The 22,364-nt window shown below is 61.0% G+C and carries 22 protein-coding genes; 6 read left to right on the plus strand and 16 right to left on the minus strand.

Annotated elements, in window-relative coordinates; all coding sequences use genetic code 11:
• Window positions 1-7: 7 nt before the first annotated feature.
• From AC3ITA_RS01765 to ubiE, 6 genes are all read right to left on the minus strand, one after another.
• Window positions 8-280: a twin-arginine translocase TatA/TatE family subunit gene (locus tag AC3ITA_RS01765; protein ID WP_007989280.1), complete on the minus strand. Its 273-nt coding sequence runs from the start codon at window positions 278-280 to the stop codon at window positions 8-10.
• Between the two features lie 25 nt (window positions 281-305).
• Window positions 306-638, minus strand: coding sequence for a phosphoribosyl-ATP diphosphatase (locus tag AC3ITA_RS01770; protein ID WP_007975564.1), 333 nt, complete (start codon window positions 636-638; stop codon window positions 306-308).
• Window positions 631-1,032: a phosphoribosyl-AMP cyclohydrolase gene (gene hisI / locus AC3ITA_RS01775; protein WP_085725456.1), complete on the minus strand. Its 402-nt coding sequence runs from the start codon at window positions 1,030-1,032 to the stop codon at window positions 631-633. The genes AC3ITA_RS01770 and hisI overlap by 8 nt, the downstream gene beginning before the upstream one ends.
• A gap of 81 nt (window positions 1,033-1,113) precedes the next feature.
• Window positions 1,114-2,718, minus strand: a complete 1,605-nt coding sequence (ubiB, locus tag AC3ITA_RS01780) for a ubiquinone biosynthesis regulatory protein kinase UbiB (RefSeq protein ID WP_095942345.1) — start codon at window positions 2,716-2,718, stop codon at window positions 1,114-1,116.
• Entirely contained in the window at window positions 2,715-3,338 is a 624-nt protein-coding gene (locus tag AC3ITA_RS01785; protein ID WP_095942346.1) for a ubiquinone biosynthesis accessory factor UbiJ, read from the minus strand. The genes ubiB and AC3ITA_RS01785 overlap by 4 nt, the downstream gene beginning before the upstream one ends.
• Window positions 3,338-4,108: a bifunctional demethylmenaquinone methyltransferase/2-methoxy-6-polyprenyl-1,4-benzoquinol methylase UbiE gene (ubiE, locus tag AC3ITA_RS01790; protein WP_007989286.1), complete on the minus strand. Its 771-nt coding sequence runs from the start codon at window positions 4,106-4,108 to the stop codon at window positions 3,338-3,340. Before ubiE ends, AC3ITA_RS01785 begins: the two co-directional genes overlap by 1 nt.
• A 155-nt stretch (window positions 4,109-4,263) precedes the next feature.
• On the opposite strand from ubiE, the gene AC3ITA_RS01795 reads away from it, so the two are divergent.
• From AC3ITA_RS01795 to AC3ITA_RS01805, 3 genes are all read left to right on the plus strand, one after another.
• Window positions 4,264-4,539, plus strand: a complete 276-nt coding sequence (locus AC3ITA_RS01795) for a polyhydroxyalkanoic acid system family protein (RefSeq protein ID WP_008047826.1) — start codon at window positions 4,264-4,266, stop codon at window positions 4,537-4,539.
• Window positions 4,540-4,783: 244 nt separating this feature from the next.
• Entirely contained in the window at window positions 4,784-5,206 is a 423-nt protein-coding gene (locus AC3ITA_RS01800) for a phasin family protein (protein ID WP_489279250.1), read from the plus strand.
• 10 nt (window positions 5,207-5,216) lie between these two features.
• Window positions 5,217-6,077 (plus strand): phasin family protein, encoded by an 861-nt coding sequence (locus AC3ITA_RS01805; RefSeq protein WP_095942347.1) that lies wholly within the window; start codon window positions 5,217-5,219, stop codon window positions 6,075-6,077.
• 198 nt (window positions 6,078-6,275) lie between these two features.
• On the opposite strand, the gene AC3ITA_RS01810 is transcribed toward AC3ITA_RS01805, so the two are convergent.
• From AC3ITA_RS01810 to AC3ITA_RS01855, 10 genes are all read right to left on the minus strand, one after another.
• Window positions 6,276-6,896, minus strand: coding sequence for a TetR/AcrR family transcriptional regulator (locus tag AC3ITA_RS01810; RefSeq protein WP_223447394.1), 621 nt, complete (start codon window positions 6,894-6,896; stop codon window positions 6,276-6,278).
• 172 nt (window positions 6,897-7,068) lie between these two features.
• Window positions 7,069-8,751: a class II poly(R)-hydroxyalkanoic acid synthase gene (gene phaC, locus AC3ITA_RS01815; RefSeq protein WP_095942348.1), complete on the minus strand. Its 1,683-nt coding sequence runs from the start codon at window positions 8,749-8,751 to the stop codon at window positions 7,069-7,071.
• Window positions 8,752-8,867: 116 nt separating this feature from the next.
• The gene (gene phaZ, locus AC3ITA_RS01820) at window positions 8,868-9,722 is read right to left on the minus strand and encodes a poly(3-hydroxyalkanoate) depolymerase (protein WP_008047834.1); all 855 of its coding nucleotides are present in this window, start codon (window positions 9,720-9,722) and stop codon (window positions 8,868-8,870) included.
• Window positions 9,723-9,886: 164 nt separating this feature from the next.
• The gene (phaC, locus tag AC3ITA_RS01825) at window positions 9,887-11,566 is read right to left on the minus strand and encodes a class II poly(R)-hydroxyalkanoic acid synthase (RefSeq protein WP_095942349.1); all 1,680 of its coding nucleotides are present in this window, start codon (window positions 11,564-11,566) and stop codon (window positions 9,887-9,889) included.
• Window positions 11,567-11,825: 259 nt separating this feature from the next.
• Window positions 11,826-12,203 carry a gamma-butyrobetaine hydroxylase family protein gene (locus AC3ITA_RS01830; protein ID WP_095942350.1) on the minus strand — a complete coding sequence of 126 codons (378 nt, stop codon included), beginning with the start codon at window positions 12,201-12,203 and terminating at the stop codon, window positions 11,826-11,828.
• Between the two features lie 119 nt (window positions 12,204-12,322).
• Window positions 12,323-13,660 carry an ATP-dependent protease ATPase subunit HslU gene (gene hslU, locus AC3ITA_RS01835; RefSeq protein WP_008047842.1) on the minus strand — a complete coding sequence of 446 codons (1,338 nt, stop codon included), beginning with the start codon at window positions 13,658-13,660 and terminating at the stop codon, window positions 12,323-12,325.
• Between the two features lie 54 nt (window positions 13,661-13,714).
• On the minus strand, window positions 13,715-14,245 hold the full coding sequence (hslV, locus tag AC3ITA_RS01840; protein ID WP_007975582.1) for an ATP-dependent protease subunit HslV: 531 nt from the start codon (window positions 14,243-14,245) through the stop codon (window positions 13,715-13,717).
• Between the two features lie 235 nt (window positions 14,246-14,480).
• Complete coding sequence (locus tag AC3ITA_RS01845) at window positions 14,481-15,188, minus strand: SPOR domain-containing protein (protein ID WP_095942351.1); 708 nt, start codon at window positions 15,186-15,188, stop codon at window positions 14,481-14,483.
• Between the two features lies 1 nt (window position 15,189).
• Window positions 15,190-16,926 carry an arginine--tRNA ligase gene (gene argS / locus AC3ITA_RS01850; RefSeq protein ID WP_489279255.1) on the minus strand — a complete coding sequence of 579 codons (1,737 nt, stop codon included), beginning with the start codon at window positions 16,924-16,926 and terminating at the stop codon, window positions 15,190-15,192.
• A gap of 238 nt (window positions 16,927-17,164) precedes the next feature.
• Entirely contained in the window at window positions 17,165-19,384 is a 2,220-nt protein-coding gene (locus AC3ITA_RS01855; RefSeq protein WP_489279256.1) for a primosomal protein N', read from the minus strand.
• Window positions 19,385-19,671: 287 nt separating this feature from the next.
• On the opposite strand from AC3ITA_RS01855, the gene rpmE reads away from it, so the two are divergent.
• The 3 genes from rpmE (at window position 19,672) to AC3ITA_RS01870 (ending at window position 22,165) form a co-directional block, all read left to right on the plus strand.
• Window positions 19,672-19,890, plus strand: coding sequence for a 50S ribosomal protein L31 (gene rpmE, locus AC3ITA_RS01860; protein WP_008047849.1), 219 nt, complete (start codon window positions 19,672-19,674; stop codon window positions 19,888-19,890).
• A 35-nt stretch (window positions 19,891-19,925) separates the two neighbouring features.
• Entirely contained in the window at window positions 19,926-20,714 is a 789-nt protein-coding gene (locus AC3ITA_RS01865; RefSeq protein ID WP_095942354.1) for a thermonuclease family protein, read from the plus strand.
• 182 nt (window positions 20,715-20,896) lie between these two features.
• Window positions 20,897-22,165, plus strand: a complete 1,269-nt coding sequence (locus tag AC3ITA_RS01870; RefSeq protein ID WP_095942355.1) for a malic enzyme-like NAD(P)-binding protein — start codon at window positions 20,897-20,899, stop codon at window positions 22,163-22,165.
• Window positions 22,166-22,364: the final 199 nt, after the last annotated feature.

The raw sequence follows: 22,364 nt of genomic DNA on the forward strand, positions 1-22,364 counted from the left end.
TCAGTGCTCACACGTCTTTGCGGATCGGCTCTTCGACTTTCTGTGCCTGCACGTCGATGGTGTGCGGCTGGTTCACGGATGCCTGTGGCTGTACCGGTGGAACCGGTTGGGCCGGGGTCGCATTCGGATCGGCCGGTTTTTCGTCGTCGTTCATGGCTTTCTTGAAGCCCTTGATCGACTCGCCGACGTCGGTGCCGAGGTTTTTCAGTTTCTTGGTGCCGAACACCAGTACCACGACCACCAGGATGACGATCCAGTGTTTCCAGTCAAAAATGCCCATGCTGCTGCTCCTCTCTAATCGTTATTCAGGCGGACGGTCGCGAGGCTTTCTCGGCGTGTCCGGAGAGACCGAAACGACGGTCCAGTTCATCGAGTACAGCCTGTGGATGCTGCCCCAATTGGGCGAGCATGACCATGCTGTGGAACCACAGATCGGCGGTTTCGTAGATCACATCGCTGCAGTCGCCGCTGACGGCGGCGTCCTTGGCGGCAATGATGGTTTCGACCGACTCTTCGCCGACTTTTTCCAGAATCTTGTTCAAGCCCTTGTGGTACAGGCTGGCGACGTACGAGCTGTCGGCAGCGGCGCCTTTGCGCTCTTCGAGTACCTCAGCGAGGCGGGTGAGAGTGTCACTCATGTGTGTGCCCTGCGGAATAGATGGCGTGCGGATCTTTCAGAACCGGGTCGACGGTTGTCCAGTCGCCGTTCTCATAGACGCGGTAGAAGCAGCTCTGGCGGCCGGTATGGCAGGCGATGTCGCCGATCTGCTCGACCATCAGGATGATGACGTCGGCGTCACAGTCCAGGCGCATCTCGTGCAGGGTCTGCACATGGCCGGATTCTTCGCCCTTGCGCCACAGCTTGCCACGGGAACGCGACCAGTAAATGGCGCGGTTTTCGGCAGCGGTCAGTTCCAGTGCTTCGCGGTTCATCCAGGCCATCATCAGGACGCGCCCGGTCTTGTGATCCTGGGCGATGGCCGGCACCAGGCCGTCAGCGTCCCACTTGATCTCGTCCAGCCAGTTTTTCATCTTCGACTCCGACAGCGGGCTCGACACTTCAATAGCCGAGCTCAGGCGTTGAAACAGTGTGCCAGTCGTTCACACAACTGGCTATCGGCGCACGACCAGATACAAGCCGACCGCCATCATGATTCCCGCCGGCCAATAGGCCAGCTGGTTCAGCGGACCACCCGCGGCAAGGACGGCGCCACCGGCCAGGTGGGCCGTACCGAGCAGGCGCAGGAACCAGTCGTCACGGCGTCGGTGCCACGATGGCGGCGGGTTGAGGGCATGGGGTTGGGACATGCGCTCGAGCAGGTCGCGGGCCATGTTGGCCAGGTGCGGGATCTGCTCGAACTGGCTGTGCACATTGCCGAGCAGGGCTTTGGGGCTGACCCGCTCGCGCATCCAGCGCTCGAGGAACGGTTGCGCGGTGTTCCACAGATCGAGGTCCGGGTACAGCTGGCGGCCCAGGCCTTCGATGTTCAGCAGGGTTTTTTGCAGCAGGACCAGCTGTGGCTGCACTTCCATGTTGAAGCGCCGCGCGGTCTGGAACAGGCGCATCAGCACCTGGCCGAAGGAAATATCTTTTAACGGTTTTTCGAAGATCGGCTCGCACACGGTACGGATCGCCGCTTCGAACTCGTTGAGTTTGGTTTCCGCCGGTACCCAGCCCGAATCGATGTGCAACTGCGCCACGCGACGGTAATCGCGCTTGAAGAAGGCGAACAGGTTGCGCGCCAGGTAATCCTGGTCTTCCGGGGTCAGGCTGCCGACGATGCCGCAGTCGATCGCAATGTACTGCGGGCTCCACGGATTCACGGTGCTGACGAAAATGTTGCCGGGGTGCATGTCGGCGTGGAAGAAGCTGTCGCGGAACACCTGGGTGAAGAAAATCTCCACGCCACGCTCGGCGAGCATTTTCATGTCGGTGCGCTGGTCCGCCAGGGTCGCCAGATCGGTGACCTGGATGCCGTAGATGCGTTCCATCACCAGCACTTTCGGCCGGCACCAGTCCCAATACACTTGCGGCACGTACAGCAGCGGCGAGCCATCGAAGTTGCGTTTCAACTGGCTGGCGTTGGCCGCCTCGCGCAGCAGGTCGAGTTCGTCGTAGATGGTTTTTTCGTAGTCGCTGACCACGTCCACCGGGTGCAGCAAACGCGCATCGGCCGAGAGTTTTTCGGCGGCGCGGGCGAGGATGAACAGCCACGCCAGGTCCTGGGCGATCACCGGCTTGAGGCCCGGGCGGATCACCTTGACCACCACTTCTTCGCCGGTTTTCAGTTGCGCGGCATGCACCTGCGCCACCGAGGCCGAGGCCAGCGGTTCGACGTCGAAACGACTGAACACTTCGCTGATTTTCTTGCCCAGCTGTTCTTCGATCAGCTTGACCGAAACCTGCGAGTCGAACGGCGGCACGCGGTCCTGCAGCTTCATCAGTTCGTCGGCGATGTCTTCGGGCAGCAGGTCGCGGCGGGTGGACAGGATCTGCCCGAACTTGATGAAGATCGGCCCCAGGTCCTGCAACGCCAGGCGCAAGCGCGCGCCACGGCTCAGGTCCAGGGGCTTGCGCGGGAACCAGCGCCATGGCAAGGCATAACGCAGCGCCCGCAAGAACCAGGGCAGCGGCAGGGCGAACAGCAGGTCATCGAGGCGGTAGCGGATCACGACGCGCTGGATGCGCAACAAACGGCGGACGGCAAGCAGCTTCATGCGTTATCGCTTGGGTCGAGGGATCGGGAAAGGCGCTCGAAACGCGCCTCGAGACGTTCCAGATCGAGCTTGATCTGGTCCAGTTCACTGAATCGGGCTTCGGCTTCGCGCTGACCGACGAGGGTGCGCGATTCTTCGGCCAGGTACTCGCCCAGGTTCTGGCCCAGGCTGGCAAAGCCTTGCTGATACCAGCGGGCGCGGCTGCGCAGGTGGCCGCCGACCAGTTGCGTGGCTACCGGGCCGAGCCAGCGCGACAGCTCGTACTCCCAGTCCAGTTCGAGGTCCTGGAGGATCGCCGCCAGTTCCAGCAGCACGCCGCTGTCGCCATCGAGTTCGACTTCAGGTGCGTGCAGGACGGAAGTCTTGTCCCGGCTCATCGCCAGTTTCAGCAGGCTCGAGGCCGGCGCACGCAAGGTGCAGTCGGCGCCGGTTTCCCACTGCGAGGCGAGCATCAAACCTTCGTCGCTGGCCAGGATGAACAGTTGCAGCGCCGGGCTGCGGCAATCGACGGCGATCACTTTGCCGGTCAAGTGCGCCAGCCGCGGCAGCGCCGTGCTGTCGAGGCGCAGCACCCGGTTCAGGCCGAGTTCAACGCTGGCGAGCAGGCCGGCGAGCAGCATCAGGGCTTGATGCCGCGGTGCAGGGCAACGATGCCTGCGGTCATGTTGTGATAGGTCACACGGTCGAAACCGGCCTCGACCATCATCGACTTCAGGGTTTCCTGGTTCGGGTGCATGCGGATCGATTCGGCCAGGTAGCGATAGCTTTCCGAGTCGTTGGTGATCAGCTTGCCCATCAGCGGCATGAAGGCGAACGAGTAGGCGTCGTAGGCCTTGGACATCAGCGCGTTGGTCGGCTTGGAGAACTCCAGCACCAACAAGCGGCCGCCAGGCTTGAGCACGCGCAGCATCGAGCGCAGGGCGTCTTCTTTGTGGGTCACGTTGCGCAGGCCGAAGGCGATGGTCACGCAATCGAAATGGTTGTCCGGGAACGGCAGTTTTTCCGCGTCGGCCTGGACGAACTCGACGTTGCCGGCCACACCCAGATCCAGCAGGCGATCACGACCGACCTTGAGCATGGATTCGTTGATGTCGGCCAACACGACCTGGCCGGTCGGGCCTACCAGATGCGAGAACTTGCGGGTCAGGTCGCCGGTACCGCCGGCGATGTCCAGCACGCGGTTACCGGTGCGCACACCCGACAGTTCGATCGCGAAACGCTTCCACAGACGGTGCATGCCGCCCGACAGAAGGTCGTTCATCAGGTCGTACTTGGCGGCTACCGAGTGGAAAACCTCAGCGACTTTTTCCGCTTTCTGGCTTTCCGGAACGTTTTTGAAGCCGAAGTGAGTGGTGGGTTCGGCATCGCTGCCTTTGCGCTGATCAGTCATATCGCTGTCACCAAAAGAGAATGCGCGACATTCTAATCCCCAAGGCATGCTTTGTCTTGGCAAGGCTGAAGGTAAGATGGGCAACCATCGGGACGTTTTGACGCAGCAGAGGTCAAGATGCCTCGGGAAAGCATCCATAAAGCAGGAGTCATTCGATGGCCCGTATTAGTGTTGAACGTGCCCATGGCCTGGGTAAGGAAGCGGCTCGCGAGAAGGCCGACAAGCTGGCACAGAAACTTTCCGATCAGTATGGCCTGGAGCCGCAGTGGTCCGGCGACACCCTGAACCTCAAGCGCTCGGGTGTGAAGGGCGCGGTGCATGTCAGCGAGGATTCGATCAGGGTCGACGTGGAGCTGGGCCTGATGATGTCGGCCATGAGCGGCATGATCAAAGCGGAAATCGAGAAGGCGCTGGATAAGGCGTTGGTTTGATTTCCTGCTGAAATACGGTCCCCTGTGGGAGCCAGCCTGCTGGCGATAGCATCCTGTCAGTCAGCTTTTTTTGTTACTGACACACCGCTATCGCCAGCAGGCTGGCTCCCACATTTGTTTTGTGGTGCACCTGACGGTTCATGTCATTTGTTAGGGTGCCGTTTCTAATTTTTCTCCCTACTTTGTGCCAGAGCCCGACACTTACCCGGGCAGTTCCTCAAACCTTCTGCGCGTGAGGTGCACCATGGCCAAAGTTATTTTGAAGAAAAAAATCGACCCGTCGACCGGCACGCTGGACGACGTCAAATCCTATGCCCGCAAGATCTGGCTGGCGGGCCTGGGTGCCTACACCAAGGTCGGCCAAGAGGGCAGCGAATACTTTCAAGAGCTGATCAAGGCGGGTCAGGTTGTTGAAAAGAAAGGCAAAAAGGTAGTTGCCGAGAAACTTGAAGCGGCCAATGCCGAGATCGATGAAGCCAAGAGTGAAGTCAGCACTTTCAAAGGCCGTGTCGAAGTTCAACTCGACAAGGTCGAGAAGGCGTTCGACACGCGTGTCGCAAGTGCCTTGAATCGTATCGGCATTCCGTCTAAACATGACGTTGAGACACTCTCTGCTAAGCTCGATGAGCTGACGGCATTGCTCGAACGTGTCGCGCGTAAATCTTAAGGAGAACGGGATGGCTGTTAAAAAGAAAACCGAAAAAGAAGGCAGCTCGTGGATCGGGAAGGTTGAAGATTACTCCCGAAAAATCTGGCTGGCTGGTTTAGGCGTGTACTCGAAGATCGACACTGACGGCAGCAAACTCTTCGATGCATTGGTCAAGGACGGCGAGAAAGCCGAGAAGCTCACCAAGAGCGCTGTTGGCAAGACTGTCGACGCCGCCAAGGACTCCGCTTCTTCGGCCAAATCGCGCATCAGCGGCGTGAAAGATCGCGCACTGGGCAAGTGGGATGAGCTGGAAGGTGCTTTTGACAAGCGTCTGAACAGCGCCATTTCGCGTCTGGGCGTACCAAGCCGCAACGAAGTCAAGGCACTGCACAGCAAGGTCGAAACACTGACCAAGCAAATCGAAAAACTGACCGGTGCCAAGGTTGCGCCTGTTGCGGCGAAAACCGCAGCGGCCAAACCGGCCGCCAAAACCGCAGCCAAGCCACTGGCAAAAGCAGCGGCTAAACCTGCTGCCAAGCCGGCGGCTAAAACTGCAGCCGCCAAACCGGCCGCGGCCAAACCGGCGGCCAAACCGGCGGCCAAGCCGGTTGCTGCAAAAGCCGCCGCTAAACCAGCGGCTAAACCGGCCGCCAAGCCTGCAGCGAAAACTGCAGCGGCCAAGCCAGCAGCCAAGCCTGCTGCGGCGAAAAAACCAGCGGTGAAAAAGCCGGCAGCTCCAAAAGCCGCCGCGCCAAAACCAGCAGTGGCAGCTGCCAAACCGGCAACGCCGGCAGCTCCGGTCAGCGCGTCGAACTCCGCGACCGCGCCAACCCCTGCTGTCACCCCGACTGTCGCGCCAGCTCCATCGACGCCAACCAGTCAGTCCTGATTTTCAGGGCTCAAGAAAACGCCCGGCCTGTGAAGGTCGGGCGTTTTTGTTTGTGCGCGAATCTCTGATCGACACAGACCCAGACCCACTGTAGGAGCGAGCTTGCTCGCGAAAAAGGTACAGCCGACGCTACTCAGTGCCTGAAATACCATCGCGAGCAAGCTCGCTCCTACAGGGGGGGGGGCGTTGTGGCCAGGGTTATTCGTGGTCTTCCAGATACTCCATCGCCATCTGTTCGGTTGCAGCCTTCATCGACGGCAGCAGGTGCGGCGCCACCAGCATCATGATCTGGTAAACCACCAATCGCACCTCGCCCTGACGATCAAGAATCCGCTGGTAATCCAGTGAGAACAGCAGCGTCATGGTGATTTGCTCCACCAGTTGCCCCAGTGCCTGGGTATCGCTGACCAGCAGCCCTTGTGCCTGCAGTCGCGCCAGCAACGACGCCAGTGTGCGCTTGAGTGCATTGAGCAGGTTGCGAATGCCCTTGGCCAGTTTCGGCAGGCGCCCGGCGAGGTTCGACAGGTCCTGGAACAGGAACCGGTAGTGGGACAGGCGTTCGACGATCAGGTGCAGGAACAGCCAGTATTCTTCGGGTGCCAGTTCGGCATCGGCCGGTGGATCGAGCAAGGGCGCCAGTTCGCCCTGAAAGCGCTCGAACAGCCCGAGAATCAGCGGTTCCTTGCCGTGGAAGTGGTAGTAGAGGTTGCCCGGGCTGATGCCCATTTCATTGGCAACTTCCATGGTGGAGACATTCGGTTCGCCCTTTTGATTGAACAACTGCAGGGCACATTCGAGGATCCGGTCGCGGGTTTTCATCCAGTCTTCTTAATGTTTGTGCCAGGCCAACCTCCAGTCCCGTAGGAGCGAGCATGCTCGCGATGGTCGTTAACGATTACGCGGGCTACCTGATGACCCGCGGCGTCTGGATGTCCATCGCGAGCATGCTCGCTCCTACAGGGTCGGAGACTGACCGCGGCCTTTTTTAGGTTCAGCGCACTCGTACGTAGGTACCGGGTGCTGCCTCCATCGGTGGATAGTTCTGGTTGCCGAGGGCCATGTGGGTTTCCTTCTGCGCGCCGGAGCGTTCCTGAATCCAGCCCAGCCATTGGGTCCACCAGCTGCCATCGACACGCTTGGCGTCGTAGTACCAGGCCCGTGGGTCGCTGCTTAGTTTGCCGTTCTCGACGTAGTTGGCTTTCGGGTTGCTCGGCGGGTTGAGGATGCTCTGCACATGACCGCTGTTGGACAGCACGAAGCGGCGCTCGCCGCCGAGCAACAGCGTCGAGCGATACACCGCATCCCACGGCGTGATGTGATCGTTGATGCCGGCGACGCTGAAGCTGTCGACGGTGACCTTCTGCAAATCGATCGGTGTGCCACAGACTTCCAGGCCACCCGGGTGGGTCAGCGGGTTGTGCTTGAAGAAGTCCAGCAAGTCGCCATGCAGGGCGGCCGGCAGGCGTGTGTTGTCGTTGTTCCAGTAGAGAATGTCGAACGCTGGTGGCTCCTTGCCCAACAGGTAGTTGTTGACGAAGTAGCTCCAGATCAAATCGTTGGGGCGCATCCAGGCGAAGACCTTGGCCATGTCTCGGCCGTCCAGCACACCTTTCTGATAGGAGCGGCGCTTGGCGGCTTCCAGGGTCTGTTCATCGGCGAACAGCGTCGCGGGGCTGTCCATCTGACTGTCGAGCAGGCTCACCAGGTAAGTCGCGCTGGACACCCTGCGCAGCTGCCGTTTGGCCTGCAAGTGACCCTGCAACGCGGCAATGGTCAGCCCGCCGGCGCACGCGCCCATCAGGTTGACCTCCCGTGCGCCGGTGATCGCCCGGCAGACGTTCATGGCTTCTTCCACGGCTTCCACGTAGGTCGAGAGCCCCCATTCACGGTGGCGCACATCCGGGTTACGCCAGCTGATCATGAAGGTTTGCAGGCCGTTTTTCAGCGCGTACTGAACGAAGCTGTTGTGGGGGCTCAGGTCGAAAATGTAGTACTTGTTGATCTGCGGCGGCACTACCAGCAGGGGCTTGGAGTACTGTTTTTCGCTCATCGGCTTGTACTGGATCAACTCCAGCAGCTCGTTGCGAAACACCACGGCACCGGTGGTGGTGGCGACCGTCTTGCCGACCTCGAACGCTTGCTTGGTGACTTGCCGGGGCAGGCCATCGTTGTGCAGCAGATCGTCCACCAAATGGCCGATGCCGCGCACCAGGCTGTTGCCGCCGGAATTGAACAGCTCCTTGACCGCCAGCGGATTGAGCAGGGTGTTGGAGGGCGATACAGCGTCGTTGAGCAGGGCGAAAGCGAAGTGGGCGCGGGCTCGGTCGTCCGGGCTCATGTCGCTCTCGTCGATCCAGCTCTTGACCTGTTTCTGCCAGCTCAGATAGGCCTGCAGGCTGCGCCGATAAAACGGGTTGAGGCTCCATGCCGGATCGGTGAAGCGAGCGTCCTGCGGATTGGTCGGGTGCAGGGTTTCGCCCAGCAGCACACGGCCCAGCTGACCGCCGAGTTTGAGGGCGTGTCGGGCGCTGTGCACCGGATTGCGCAAGCCATGGGCGGCCACACTGCGCAGGGTCGACAACAGATCCCGGCCGCGCAGGCCGGTAATCGCACTCTGTGCATTGATGAACGCGGCGGGAGTCGGTAAGGAGTCCCTCGCTGGTTTCTCGCGCATGATTCAACACTCCTTCGTCTTCAGGCCAAAAACAAATACACCGAACCAGAACACCATAGACGCTGTAACGGGTTGTTGCGCGGCGTGGCGTCCTGCCAACCGCTGAGGCAGCGGTTTCAGCCGCCCAATGGCGCCGGACGCGGATGCATTACCGCTCGCTGGCGCTCCTCTTCCAGGAATTTCATGATGATCGGGGCCACCGCTTCGGCCCGGGTAATCAGGAACAGATGCCCGTCATCGATGATGTGCAACTGGGCGTTGGGAATCCGCCAGGCCAGCAAGCGCATGTTGACCAACGGGATCAGCGGGTCATCGTCGCCGGCCAGCACCAGGGTCGGCTGGCGTATCTTGTGCAACCAGTGGATGCTGGTCCAGCCGAGGCCGGCGAACAGCTGCCAGTAGTAACCGAGCTTGCCCGCCGAACGCACCTTGGCCGCATGGCTGGCGGCCAGCGTCGGGTCGCGACGGAAAGCGCCGCCGTAGATCATCGGCGCAATACGGATCACGTGGGACGGCTGGATGTAACGTCGAGGGCTGGCCATCATCCACAGCACCTTCGGTTTGCCCGGCACCATCACCGCGCCCGCCGCCGTTGCGGCCAGCACGAGTTTTTTGCAGCGCTCCGGATAGTCGTAGGCAAACTGTTGGGCCAGAGCGCCCCCCCAGGACACACCGATGACGTTGACCTGCCCGTAGTCGAGATAGTCGAGCATTCGCGCCGTGAGTTTCGCAAGGCTCGGAAAACGGTACGGCCGGTTCGGTGTCGACGAACCGCCGACGCCGGGTACGTCGAAGGCGATGACTTCCAGGTCCGGGTCCAGTGCCGCGATGAATGGGAACACCAGCTCCAGGTTGGCGCCGATGCCGTTGAAAATCAGCAGGGGCGTCAAGTGAGGCTTGCCGGGGCGTACCGCCGTGCGGAGCGTCTGGCCATCCAGATCGACGGTACGGAATATGAAGGGTTGCGGCATGCTTCTGGCCCTGTGGGTCGCTATCTCAAATTCTTCCTCGATCCCCTGTAGGAGCGAGCTTGCTCGCGAAAAACGCAAAGGCAACGCATTTATCCAGACAGCACGCGTTATCGTTGACGTTCATCGCGAGCGAGCTCGCTCCTACAAGGGGCGAGGTGTGTCAGTTACCGCTCGTGCACATAAGTGCCCGGCGCGGCTTCACCCGCTGGATAGGCCTTGTTGCCCAATTTCAGCGGAGCTTTTTTCAGGTTGCCCGAACGCTGTGCCTGCCATGCCTGCCAGTGCAGCCACCAGGAGTCGGCGTGCTTGGTCGACTCTTCCTGCCAGTCATCGGCATTGGCGGGCATTTCGGCGCTGGTCATGTAGCGCGATTTCGGATTGCCCGGCGGGTTCAGAATGCTCTGGATGTGCCCGCTGCTGGACAGCACGAATTCAACGTTGCCGCCGAATAGTTGCGCCGACTTGTAGCAGGAGCGCCACGGGGTAATGTGGTCGCTGGTGCCGGCGAGCGAGAAGATGTCGGCGGTGACCTTCTTCAGATCGATCGGCGTACCGCACACTTCCAGTGCATCGGCACGGGTCAACGGGTTACTTTTGAACATCTCGATCAGGTCGCCATGGAACGCGGCGGGCAACCGGGTGGTGTCGTTGTTCCAGAACAGGATGTCGAATACCGGCGGCTCGTTGCCCAGCAGGTAGTTGTTGACCCAGTAGTTCCAGATCAGGTCGTTGGGGCGCATCCAGGCGAAGACTTTCGCCATGTCGCGGCCTTCCAGTACACCGGCCTGGTACGACTGGCGCTTGGCGGCTTCGAGGGTTTGCTCGTCGACGAACAGGGCCACGTCGCTGTCCAGGGTGGTGTCGAGCACGCTGACCAGCAGGGTCAGGGCATTGACCTTGTTCTCGCCTATTGCCGCGTAGTGGCCCAGCAGCGCGGTGCAGGTGATGCCGCCGGAGCAGGCACCGAGCATGTTCACGTCTTTGCTGCCAGTGATGGCGGTGACCACATCGACCGCTTCCTTGAGCGCTTCGATGTAGGTCGACAGGCCCCACTCGCGTTGCTCCTTGGTCGGGTTGCGCCAGCTGACGATGAAGGTCTGCACGTTGTTGCGCAGGCAGAACCGCGCCAGGCTCTTTTCCGGGCTCAGGTCGAAAACGTAGAACTTGTTGATCTGCGGCGGTACCACCAGCAGTGGGCGTTCATGCACCTGCTCGGTGATCGGCTTGTACTGGATCAGCTCCAGCACGTCGTTGCGAAAGACCACCGCACCCTCGGTTACGCCAAGGGTCTTGCCGACCTCGAATGCGCCCATGTTGACCTGGCTCGGCATGCCGCCGTTATGCACCAGGTCCTTGGCCAGATGCGAGAGGCCATCGAGCAGGCTCTTGCCACCGGTTTCGAAGAAGCGCTTGACCGCCGCCGGGTTGGCCGCCGTGTTGGTCGGGGCGAAGGCCTCGGTCATGAGGTTGATCACGAAGTGCCCGCGGCTGACGTCCTTGGCCGGCAGGTTGCTGTCGTCGATCCAGTCGTGGAGCTCCTTGCGCCACGCCAGGTAGGTTTGCAGATAACGTTTGTAGAGCGGGTTCTGGCTCCAGGCCGGATCCGCGAAGCGACGGTCATCGCTGGTCGGCAGCAGCTCGGACTTGCCAAGCAGCACGTTCTTGAGTTCAAGGCCGAAATGAGCGACATGCCTGGCGCTGTGAATCGGTTGCTTGATGGCCTGCCTGAGCACCATTCGAGCAGAAGCCAGTAGATCCTTTCCACGCAGTCCAACGACAGGATTCAGCCCCAAGGTGTTTTCCGAGGCTTGACTCTTCAAGTCATCGTTATTCTTGTTACTCATCTACGACGCTCCATTGTCCTGAGACGAGTACCGGGTCCTGCTGTGTAGTCACACAGCCAATGCCAGGTACTGCTGCTCGGGGTGACCGTTAATTCTGCATCGCTGCTTTTTTAATGCAGAGAGCACTGCAGGGAACTTGCCAGTTCCATTGGTTACCCGAGTTTAATTTTTTTCGCAAGCAGGCCAATCGGCGGCCCTGGAGCGGAGCATTCAAACAGATGAAATTAGAAAATGCCCTCTAAAGAGCAAGAGGCTCGGATTAGAGCATCAGCTTGACGACGGATTCGTTCGGGTCGCGGGTTTTTCCGGCGGCTTTGAGCTCGGCCAGATAATCATCCCAGAGTGCGTCATAACGTCGCCCCAGCTCGTACAGATATTCCCAGGTGAACAAGCCGCTGTCGTGGCCGTCGTCGAAGGTCAATTTCAGTGCGTACTGACCGGCGGGTTCTACCTTGCTCAGCCCTACGTTGATCTTGCCAAATTGCAGGATGGGTTTGCCGTGGCCCTGGACCTCGGCGGAGGGAGAATGCACGCGCAAGAACTCGGCGGGCAGGGTGTATTCCTCGCCGGACGCGTATTTGAGCGTCAGGGTTTTCGAGGCTTTGTGCAGTTTGATGTCGGTGGGGAGTTGGGTCATGGCCTGAGTTCCGTTATGGGGGGAACCCTGTAGGAGTGAGCCTGCTCGCGATGGTGTGTCAGGCAACATCAATATGACTGACACACCATCGCGAGCAGGCTCGCTCCTACAAGTATGGCTTACAGGATATAACGGGACAGGTCTTCGTTCTGCGCCAATTCGCCCAGGTGGCTGTTGACGTAGTCGGCATCGATCTGGATGACCTTGCCGTCATGGACGCTGGCCAGGTCGCCGGCGCTGAACGACACCTCTTCGAGCAGGCGCTCGAGCAGGGTGTGCAGGCGACGGGCACCGATATTTTCGGTTTTCTCGTTGACCTGCCAGGCGATCTCCGCGATGCGCTTGATCCCGCTCGGCTGGAACTCGATGCCCAGGCCTTCGGTTTTCAGCAGTGCGCAGTATTGCTCGGTGAGCGAGGCGTGAGGCTCGCTGAGTATGCGTTCGAAATCCTCAGGGCTCAGGGCCTTGAGTTCGACACGGATCGGCAGACGGCCTTGCAGCTCGGGCACCAGGTCGCTCGGTTTGCTCAGGTGGAACGCACCGGAAGCAATGAACAGGATGTGATCGGTCTTGACCATGCCCAGTTTGGTGTTGACGGTGCAGCCTTCGATCAGCGGCAGCAAGTCGCGCTGCACGCCTTCGCGGGACACATCGACGCCACCGGAATTACCACGCTTGGCCACCTTGTCGATTTCGTCGATGAACACGATACCGTGCTGCTCGACCGCTTCCAGGGCCTTGGCCTTCAACTCTTCATCGTTGACCAGGCGGCTGGCTTCTTCGTCGCGTACCAGCTTGAGCGCTTCCTTGACCTTGAGCTTGCGGGCCTTCTTCTTGCCCTTGCCCATGTTGGCAAACAGGCTTTGCAGCTGGTTGGTCATTTCTTCCATGCCTGGTGGCGCGGAGATATCGACGCCGGCCATTTCGGCGACCTCGATTTCGATCTCCTTGTCATCCAGCTGACCTTCGCGAAGGCGCTTGCGGAACAGTTGGCGGGTGTTGGAATCGGCAGTCGGGGCGTCGTCGTTGCTGAAGCCCATGCGCGCCGGTGGCAGCAGGGCGTCAAGGATGCGCTCTTCGGCGGCGTCTTCGGCGCGGTGGCGAACCTTGACGATTTCCTGTTCGCGCAGCAGCTTGATCGCGGCATCGGCCAGGTCACGAATGATCGACTCGACATCGCGGCCGACATAGCCGACTTCGGTGAACTTGGTCGCTTCGACCTTGATGAACGGCGCATTGGCCAGTTTCGCCAGGCGACGGGCGATCTCGGTTTTACCGACACCGGTCGGGCCGATCATCAGGATGTTCTTCGGCGTTACTTCAACGCGCAGCTCTTCCGGCAGCTGCATGCGCCGCCAGCGGTTGCGCAGGGCAATGGCGACGGCGCGCTTGGCATCGTCCTGGCCGATGATGTGGCGGTTGAGTTCGTGGACGATTTCACGGGGAGTCATGGACATAATATTCAGTGGACCTCAAGCAAGAATGAGCCGTGGTGCGATGGCTGCACGGGCTTACTCGGCGCAGTCCTGCTCCTCAATGGTCTGGGTGTGGTTGGTGAATACACAGATGTCGCCGGCGATACCGAGGGCGGTTTCGACGATCTCACGGGCCGACAGGTCGGTCTTTTTCAGCAGTGCGCTGGCAGCTGCTTGAGCGTAAGCGCCGCCGGAGCCCATGGCGATCAGGCCGTCTTCCGGTTCAACCACATCGCCGTTGCCGGTGATGATCAGGGAGGCGTCTTTGTTGGCGACCGCGAGCATGGCTTCAAGGCGGCTCAGAGAGCGGTCGGTGCGCCATTCTTTGGCGAGTTCGACGGCAGCGCGCACCAGGTGGCCCTGGTGTTTTTCAAGTTGGCCTTCGAAACGTTCGAAGAGGGTAAAGGCGTCGGCGGTGGCACCGGCAAAACCGGCAATGACCTGGCCGTGGTACAGGCGGCGAACTTTTTTCGCGTTGCCTTTCATCACGGTATTACCAAGGGAAACCTGGCCGTCGCCGCCCATGACGACTTTGCCGTGGCGGCGAACTGAAACGATGGTGGTCAAGGGAAGAGTCTCCACGCAGCGGGGCGAAAATGCCTTATGCCCATTCATATGGGGGTGGTGGAGAGGATTTCAACTGTAGGGCGGGAGAGAGGACGAGTGGTGTTTCGCAGGTAAGGTTGTGTTGTCTGGTCTGACGCCATCGCCAGCAGGCTGGCTGGCTCCCACAGGGTTCTGCGCCAACCCTGTGGGAGCCAGCCTGCTGGCGATGAACGATGACGCGGTGGTTCTGAAGGAATCAGCGGCTCTGGCGTTGTTGTAACAACAAATTGCTGAAGCCTGCGCCCGCCAATTGTTTCTGCGCGGTGGTCAGTTGTTCCCGGTTGCTGAACGGTCCGACCAATACCCGATACCAGGTTTCGTCTTTCACCGTGCCGGACTCAACCGCCACGGCCTGGCCCAGCAGAATGATCTGCGCCCGCACCTTGTCCGCATCGGTCTCTTTGCGGAACGAGCCAGCCTGCAGGAAAAACTTCGTCACCGGCGCAGCCTTGACCGGTGGCGCAGGAGGCGGAGTAATCCCGGCCAAAGCAGCCTGGGCGCGCGCGGTGTCGATCTTCGCCGCTTCGGCCGGGGTGACCGGCGTGGTCGGGATGGCCGGCACTTGCGGCGTCGGCAGGGTCTTCTCCGGCACGGCATCCGGCGGCACGATGACTTCCGATTCCGGCAGCAAAGTATAGAAGTCGTACTTCGGCTTCACCGGTTGCGTCGGGCTCGGCGGGGTCTTGTTGGCCTCGGCGATCTTGCTGGCTTTCTGCTGTTGCTCGACTTTCTCACGCTTGACCGTATCGCTGCCCTTGCCCGGTTCCAGCTTCATCAGGAATACGATGAAGGCGCCGACCGTCAGGCCGATGGCCATCCACAGCCAGCCCGGGATCGGTTGCTTTGCAGGAGCTTGGTAACGGCTGGCGCCACGCTTGGGTGCAGGTTTTTTCTTGGCGGCCAACTTACATTCGCTCCAGAGTTTCCAGGCCCAAGAGTTCCAGGCCTTGCTTGAGAGTGCGTCCGGTCAGCGCGGCGAGGCGCAGGCGGCTCTGCATTTGCGCCGGGGTATCGGCGGCGAGGATCGGGCAGTTCTCGTAGAAGCTGGAGAACAGGCCGGCGACGTCGTACAGGTAAGTGCAGAGGATGTGCGGGGTGCCTTTTTCGGACACGTTGTTCAGTACTTCGCCGAACTGTGCGAGCTTCGCAGCCAGTTCGTGTTCGTGCGCCGCTTCGAGGACGATCTGGCCGTCGACTTCGCTGAAGTCCTTGCCCAGCTTGCGGAACACGCCGGCCACGCGGGTGTAGGCGTACAGCAGGTACGGTGCGGTGTTGCCTTCGAAGTTGAGCATCAGGTCGAAGTTGAAGCTGTAGTCGCTGGTGCGATGCTTGGACAGGTCGGCGTATTTCACCGCACCGATGCCCACCACCTTGGCGATGTTGCGCAACTCGGCTTCGGCAAGCTCCGGGTTCTTGTCCTTGACCAGGGTGTAGGCACGCTCCTGGGCTTCGGTCAGCAGGTCGATCAGCTTCACGGTGCCGCCATCACGGGTCTTGAACGGACGACCGTCAGCGCCGTTCATGGTGCCGAAGCCCATGTGTTCCATTTCCATCGGATGGGTCACGAAACCGGCCTTGCGGGCCACGGCGAACACTTGCTGGAAGTGCAGGGCCTGACGCTGGTCGACGAAGTACAGCGCGCGATCGGCCTTGAGCTTACCGCTGCGGTAGCGCACGGCCGCCAGGTCGGTGGTGGCGTAGAGGTAGCCGCCGTCGGCCTTGACGATGATCACCGGCAGCGGGTCGCCGTCGGCGTTCTTGAACTCGTCGAGGAACACGCACTGGGCGCCGTTGCTCTCGACCAGCATGCCTGCGGCCTTCAAGTCGTTGACCACGTTGATCAGGTCGTCGTTGTAGGCGCTTTCGCCCATTACGTCGGCCATGGTCAGTTTGACGTTGAGCAGTTCGTAGATCTTCTGGCAGTGGGACAGCGAAATGTCCTTGAACTTGGTCCACAGCGCCAGGCAGTCCGGATCGCCAGCCTGCAACTTGACCACCAGACCACGGGCGCGGTCGGCGAACTCTTCGGACTCGTCGAAGCGTTGCTTGGCGGCGCGGTAGAAGTTCTCCAGGTCCGACAGCTCGTCGCTGGTGATCGGGCTTTCCTGCAGGTAAGCCATCAGCATGCCGAACTGGGTGCCCCAGTCGCCGACGTGGTTCTGACGGATCACGGTGTCGCCAAGGAATTCCAGCACACGGGCCACGCCGTCGCCGATGATGGTCGAGCGCAGGTGGCCGACGTGCATCTCTTTGGCCAGGTTCGGTGCCGACAGGTCGACCACGGTGCGCTGCACCGTACCGGCCTTGCGTACGCCGATGTGGGCGTCGGCCAGGGCGGCGTCCAGGCGCGAGGCCAGGGCGTCGGTGTTCTGGAAGAAGTTCAGGAAGCCGGGGCCTGCGATTTCGGTCTTGGCGACGTTTTCGTCGGCCGGCAGCGCGGCGATGATTTTTTCCGCCAGGTCGCGGGGCTTCATGCCGGCCGGCTTGGCCAGCATCATGGCGATGTTGCTGGCGAAATCGCCGTTCTTCTTGTCGCGGGAGTTTTCCACCTGGATCGCCGGCGACAGGCCTTCAGGCAACACACCTTCGTTGACGAGTTGGGTGATGGCTTGTTGGATCAGCTGGCGAATGGTGTCTTTCATGGTCTTCTCTTTCGACCGCAGGCGCGGCGGCGCATCATGCGCTGGTGGAAAAACTGGGCATTATCCGTTGCGAAGACGGGCTTGCCAACCTTAGCAGGCAGGATGTGGATGTGTGGTGACAATTCGACCGCTTTCGCGAGCAAGCTCGCTCCTACAGTGGATCTCGGATGTGCATAAATTCTGCATTCACCACCAAGCCCCTGTGGGAGCGAGCCTGCTCGCGATGGCAATCTTCAAATTAATACAAATCGACCGGATCGACATCCAGTGACCAGCGCACCGCCCGCCCGCTCGGCATCTGCTCCAGCACCAGCAACCAGCTGGCCAGCAATCGATGCAAGGGGGCCCGCGCCGTAGCCTGTACCAACAGTTGCGCACGATAACGCCCGGCCCGGCGCTCCATCGGTGCGGGGACCGGTCCCAATAACTCGATCCCGGTCAGATTCTGCTCGGCCAGCAAACGCTCCGCCTCGCTGCAGGCCTCATCCAGGAAACCTTCGGCCTGACCCGGTTTATGCGCCTCGGCCCGCAGCAGCGCCAGATGCGCAAACGGCGGCAGCCCGGCCGCACGACGTTCGCTCAAGGCCTGTTCGGCGAAGGCGAAATAGCCTTGCTCGGTCAATTGCACCAGCAGCGGGTGGTCGGCCAGGTGCGTCTGGATAATCACCTTGCCCGGCTCTTCGGCGCGACCGGCGCGGCCGGCGACCTGGACGATCAGTTGAGCCATGCGCTCGCTGGCGCGAAAGTCACCGGAGAACAGGCCGCCGTCGGCGTCGAGGATCGACACCAGCGTCACCCGTGGAAAGTGGTGACCTTTGGCAAGCATCTGCGTGCCGATCAGGATGCACGGCTGGCCTTTTTGAATGGTCGCGAACAGCTGGTTCATTGCGTCCTTGCGCGATGTGCTGTCGCGGTCGACCCGCAGCACCGGATAGTCCGGGAACAGAATCGCCAGGCGCTCCTCGGCCCGTTCGGTGCCGGCGCCCACGGGGCGCAGATCGACCTTGTTGCACTTCGGGCACTGGCGCGGCACGCGTTCGACGTAGCCGCAATGGTGGCAGCGCAGCTCGCCATAACGCTGATGCACGGTCATCCGCGCATCACAGCGCTGGCACTCGGACATCCATCCACAGTCATGACACAGCAGGGTCGGGGCGAAGCCGCGGCGGTTGAGGAACACCAGAACCTGCTGCCCGGCGGCCAGGGTCTGGCCGATGGCTTGTTGCATCGGCCCGGAAATGCCGCTGTCCAGCGGGCGGCTTTTGACATCCAGGCGCAGGAAACGCGGCTGTTTGGCACCGCCGGCGCGCTCGTTCAAGCGCAGCAGCCCGTAGCGGCCGGTGTAGGCGTTGTGCAGGCTTTCCAGAGACGGGGTGGCGGAGCCGAGGACAATCGGGATGTTTTCCTGTCGCGCCCGCACCAATGCCAGATCGCGGGCGTGGTAGCGCAAACCTTCCTGCTGTTTATAGGAACCGTCGTGCTCTTCGTCGATGATGATCAGACCGGGGTTCTTCATCGGTGTGAACAGGGCCGAGCGGGTGCCGATGATGATGTCGGCCTCGCCGTCCCGGGCGGCCAGCCAGGCCTCGAGGCGTTCGCGGTCATTGACCGCCGAATGGATCAGCGCGATACGGGCATTGAAACGCTGTTCGAAGCGCGCCAGGGTCTGCGGGCCGAGGTTGATTTCCGGGATCAGCACCAGCGCCTGCTTGCCGGCCTCGAGGGTTTCGCGGATCAACTGTAGATAGACTTCGGTCTTGCCGCTGCCGGTGACGCCGGCCAGCAGGAACGCGTGATAACTGTCGAAGCCGGCGCGAATAGCCTCATAGGCGGCGCGCTGCTCCGGGTTCAGCGGAAGTTCCGGTTGCGCCAGCCAGTGTTCGTGGCGTGCGCCCGGGGCGTGCCGGCGGATCTCGACCTGCACCAGATCCTTGGCCAGCAGCAAATCCAGGCTGTCCTTGCTCAGCATCAGTTTGCTCAGCAATTGATGGGCGACGCCGTGGGGATGCTGGGCCAGCGTGGCCAGGGCTTCACGCTGGCGCGGGGCGCGGGCGATGCGCGGATCATCGAGGCTGGCCCCCGGCGCGGCGGACCAGAAACGCTCCTGGCGCGCTTCGGCCAGCTCGCCCTGGCGCAGCAACACCGGCAGCGCCCAGCTCAAGGTGTCGCCGAGGCTGTGCTGGTAATACTGGGACGTCCACAGGCACAGCTTGAACAGTGCCGGTGGCAGCGGTGGCGTAGCGTCAAGCAGGGCCAGGGCCGGCTTGAGCTTCTCGGCCGGCACTTCGCTGGTGTCGGTGACCTCCACCAGAATGCCGATCATCTCGCGCCGGCCGAACGGTACCCGCAGGCGCATGCCAGGGTGCAGATGGACGCGCAGGACGCCGGCCGGAGCGCGGTAGTCGAACAGGCGGCGCAGCGGCGAAGGCAGGGCGAGGCGCAAAATGGCGTTGGGCACGCGGGGGGATCTCGATCAACAAACAATAGTGGGCAGGACATATAACCTGTAGGAGTGAGCCTGCTCGCGATAGCAATCTTGCAGTCAACATTGCGGCGACTGGCAGATCGCTATCGCGAGCAGGCTCACTCCTACAGGGGATCGCGTATTGGGCCGGGAGCCTAGCAGACGGTCGGTCTCAGGGACAGCTTGCGTGATTGGCATTGTCTGGTAGAATCCGCGGCCTAATTACGTGCGGTATTCAACAATAGTGTTGGGTGGCGGCACGCTAGCCTGAGGAAGACACCATGAAAGCTGATATCCATCCAGAATACCCAGCAGTTGCTGTTACCTGCAGCTGCGGCAACAAGTTCGAAACCCGTTCGACCTTCGGCAAAGCCCTGGCGATCGACGTTTGCAACGAATGCCACCCGTTCTACACCGGTAAGCAGAAGACTCTGGACACTGGCGGCCGCGTTCAGCGCTTCGCCGACCGTTTCGGTGCTTTCGGCGCGAAAAAGGCCTAAGGCCAATCAACTTGGGAAGCCGTTCCGGTTTTTCCATGCTGATGAAAAAGGCGTCCCTCGCGGGCGCCTTTTTTATGTCCGCGATTTGGCTATCCGGCGCCCAGGCATTTTGTCCGGCACCCAGCGGCCTGACGCCCGTCGCGGTACAGCGGGTGGTGGACGGCGACACCCTGCGCCTGAGCGATGGCCGCAGCGTGCGCATGATCGGCTTGAACACGCCGGAGCTGGGCAAGAATGGCCGTTCCGACGAACCGTTCGCGGTGGTCGCGCGCAAGCGACTCGAAGCCTTGGTGGCGGCGAGCGATGGGCAGGTTGCTTTGCTGCCAGGTAAAGACAGCCAAGACCATTACGGCCGCACCCTGGCCCATGTCTACGGTGCCGATGGTGCCAACCTCGAAGCGCAAATGCTCGCTGAGGGCCTGGGTTTTCAGGTGGCCGTGGCGCCGAATGTCGATCTGGTCACCTGTCAGCAAGCCGCAGAAAGCAGCGCTCGACAGGCGGGGCTCGGTGTATGGCGCCAGTCGCCTGTACTGAAAGCGGAGCAGATCAGCACTTCCGGTTTCGCGGTGCTCAGCGGTCGTGTGAGCAAGGTTCAACGCAATCGCGGCGGGGTTTGGATCGAATTGCAGGATTCGGTTGTATTGAAGGTTGCGCCCAATCTCCTGGGGCGGTTCGATGCGGCCTCGCTGGAAAGGCTCGAAGGCAAGCAGATCGAGGCGCGCGGCTGGGTCCTGGATCGTTCGCGACGTGGCGGACTGAAAGAAGGGCAAGCGCGCTGGATGTTGCCCTTGACCGACCCGGTGATGCTTCAAGTCGTGCAGTGATAAAAAGTTGTAGACATTTTTTCCGTATATTGTGAACAGTCTAGCCCTTGTGTGCCGTGGCTCTTGGCCCAAAGTCGTAGGGCCGGGCGCTTGACAGGGGTGACCGGTCAGTCTTGTGGGGACTTTGCGAGGCGCGTATCCTCGCTCACCAGTCTGTCCAACAGTAAAAGCGGAATGCCAAAATGTCTGATCTGAAAACTGCCGCTCTCGAATATCACGCCAATCCTCGTCCAGGGAAGCTGAGTGTCGAGCTCACCAAGGCCACTGCTACCGCTCGCGACCTGTCGCTGGCCTACAGCCCGGGCGTAGCCGAACCAGTCCGCGAGATCGCCCGCGATCCTGAACTGGCCTACAAATACACCGGCAAAGGCAACCTGGTTGCAGTCATTTCCGATGGCACCGCGATTCTCGGCCTGGGTAACCTCGGCCCATTGGCCTCCAAGCCAGTGATGGAAGGTAAAGGCGTACTGTTCAAGCGCTTCGCCGGCATCGACGTTTTCGACATCGAAGTCGACTCCGAAAGCCCGCAAGCCTTCATCGACACCGTCAAGCGCATCTCCATCACCTTCGGTGGCATCAACCTGGAAGACATCAAGGCACCAGAGTGCTTTGAAATCGAACGCGCTCTGATCGAGCAGTGCGATATCCCGGTATTCCACGATGACCAGCACGGCACCGCTATCGTGACCGCCGCCGGCATGATCAACGCCCTGGAAATCGCTGGCAAAACCCTGCCGGAAGCCAAGATCGTCTGCCTGGGCGCCGGCGCCGCCGCTATCTCCTGCATGAAATTGCTGGTGAGCATGGGCGCCAACATCGAAAACATCTACATGGTCGACCGTACCGGCGTGATCCACTCCGGCCGTGACGACCTGAACCAGTACAAGGCTGTGTTCGCTCACGCGACCGACAAGCGCACCCTGGCTGACGCCCTGCAAGGTGCTGACGTGTTCGTTGGTCTGTCCGGCCCGAACCTGCTGAGCGCTGAAGGCCTGCTGTCGATGGCGCCGAACCCGATCGTGTTCGCGTGTTCGAACCCTGATCCGGAAATCGCCCCGGAACTGGCGCACGCCACCCGTAACGACGTGATCATGGCCACCGGTCGTTCCGACTACCCGAACCAGGTCAACAACGTACTGGGCTTCCCGTTCATCTTCCGTGGTGCCCTGGACGTTCGCGCCAAGCGCATCAACGAAGAAATGAAAGTAGCTGCGGCCAACGCCCTGCGTGAACTGGCCAAGCTGCCAGTCCCTCAGGAAGTGTGCGACGCCTACGGCGGCATCAAGCTGGAATTCGGTCGTGAGTACATCATTCCGAAGCCAATGGATGCCCGTCTGATCACCCTGATCTCCGATGCCGTGGCCAAAGCCGCCATCGAGACCGGTGTGGCGACCCTGCCGTATCCGAAGAACTACCCGCTCAAAAGCGTGGATGACGTGTTCAACGGCTAAGCCGTTGTAGCGCTTCAACGAAAAGCCCCGGCTTGTGAGAGTCGGGGCTTTTTTTGTGTCTGACAGTTTTGCGCCACCTGTCAGGGCCTCTTCGCGAGCAAGCTCGCACACATTGGAATGCGTACCCCTGTGGGAGCGAGCCTGCTCGCGATGGCGGTGTTACAAGAAACCCGGATATCAAAAAGCCCCGCCTTCAAAA

The sequence above is a fragment of the Pseudomonas sp. GL_090 genome, from assembly GCF_057837765.1.

Bases quoted from the DNA above. Each gene is read 5' to 3' on its own strand.
- AC3ITA_RS01830 (WP_095942350.1), bottom strand. From the start codon at position 12,203: ATGACCCAACTCCCCACCGACATCAAACTGCACAAAGCCTCGAAAACC.
- AC3ITA_RS01785 (WP_095942346.1), bottom strand. From the start codon at position 3,338: ATGCTGCTCGCCGGCCTGCTCGCCAGCGTTGAACTCGGCCTGAACCGG.
- phaC (WP_095942348.1), bottom strand. From the start codon at position 8,751: ATGCGCGAGAAACCAGCGAGGGACTCCTTACCGACTCCCGCCGCGTTC.
- ubiB (WP_095942345.1), bottom strand. From the start codon at position 2,718: ATGAAGCTGCTTGCCGTCCGCCGTTTGTTGCGCATCCAGCGCGTCGTG.
- phaC (WP_095942349.1), bottom strand. From the start codon at position 11,566: ATGAGTAACAAGAATAACGATGACTTGAAGAGTCAAGCCTCGGAAAAC.
- AC3ITA_RS01805 (WP_095942347.1), top strand. From the start codon at position 5,217: ATGGCTGTTAAAAAGAAAACCGAAAAAGAAGGCAGCTCGTGGATCGGG.
- argS (WP_489279255.1), bottom strand. From the start codon at position 16,926: ATGAAAGACACCATTCGCCAGCTGATCCAACAAGCCATCACCCAACTC.
- AC3ITA_RS01865 (WP_095942354.1), top strand. From the start codon at position 19,926: ATGCTGATGAAAAAGGCGTCCCTCGCGGGCGCCTTTTTTATGTCCGCG.
- AC3ITA_RS01765 (WP_007989280.1), bottom strand. From the start codon at position 280: ATGGGCATTTTTGACTGGAAACACTGGATCGTCATCCTGGTGGTCGTG.
- AC3ITA_RS01795 (WP_008047826.1), top strand. From the start codon at position 4,264: ATGGCCCGTATTAGTGTTGAACGTGCCCATGGCCTGGGTAAGGAAGCG.
- AC3ITA_RS01770 (WP_007975564.1), bottom strand. From the start codon at position 638: ATGAGTGACACTCTCACCCGCCTCGCTGAGGTACTCGAAGAGCGCAAA.
- hslU (WP_008047842.1), bottom strand. From the start codon at position 13,660: ATGTCCATGACTCCCCGTGAAATCGTCCACGAACTCAACCGCCACATC.
- hisI (WP_085725456.1), bottom strand. From the start codon at position 1,032: ATGAAAAACTGGCTGGACGAGATCAAGTGGGACGCTGACGGCCTGGTG.
- ubiE (WP_007989286.1), bottom strand. From the start codon at position 4,108: ATGACTGATCAGCGCAAAGGCAGCGATGCCGAACCCACCACTCACTTC.
- rpmE (WP_008047849.1), top strand. From the start codon at position 19,672: ATGAAAGCTGATATCCATCCAGAATACCCAGCAGTTGCTGTTACCTGC.
- AC3ITA_RS01800 (WP_489279250.1), top strand. From the start codon at position 4,784: ATGGCCAAAGTTATTTTGAAGAAAAAAATCGACCCGTCGACCGGCACG.
- AC3ITA_RS01870 (WP_095942355.1), top strand. From the start codon at position 20,897: ATGTCTGATCTGAAAACTGCCGCTCTCGAATATCACGCCAATCCTCGT.
- AC3ITA_RS01810 (WP_223447394.1), bottom strand. From the start codon at position 6,896: ATGAAAACCCGCGACCGGATCCTCGAATGTGCCCTGCAGTTGTTCAAT.
- phaZ (WP_008047834.1), bottom strand. From the start codon at position 9,722: ATGCCGCAACCCTTCATATTCCGTACCGTCGATCTGGATGGCCAGACG.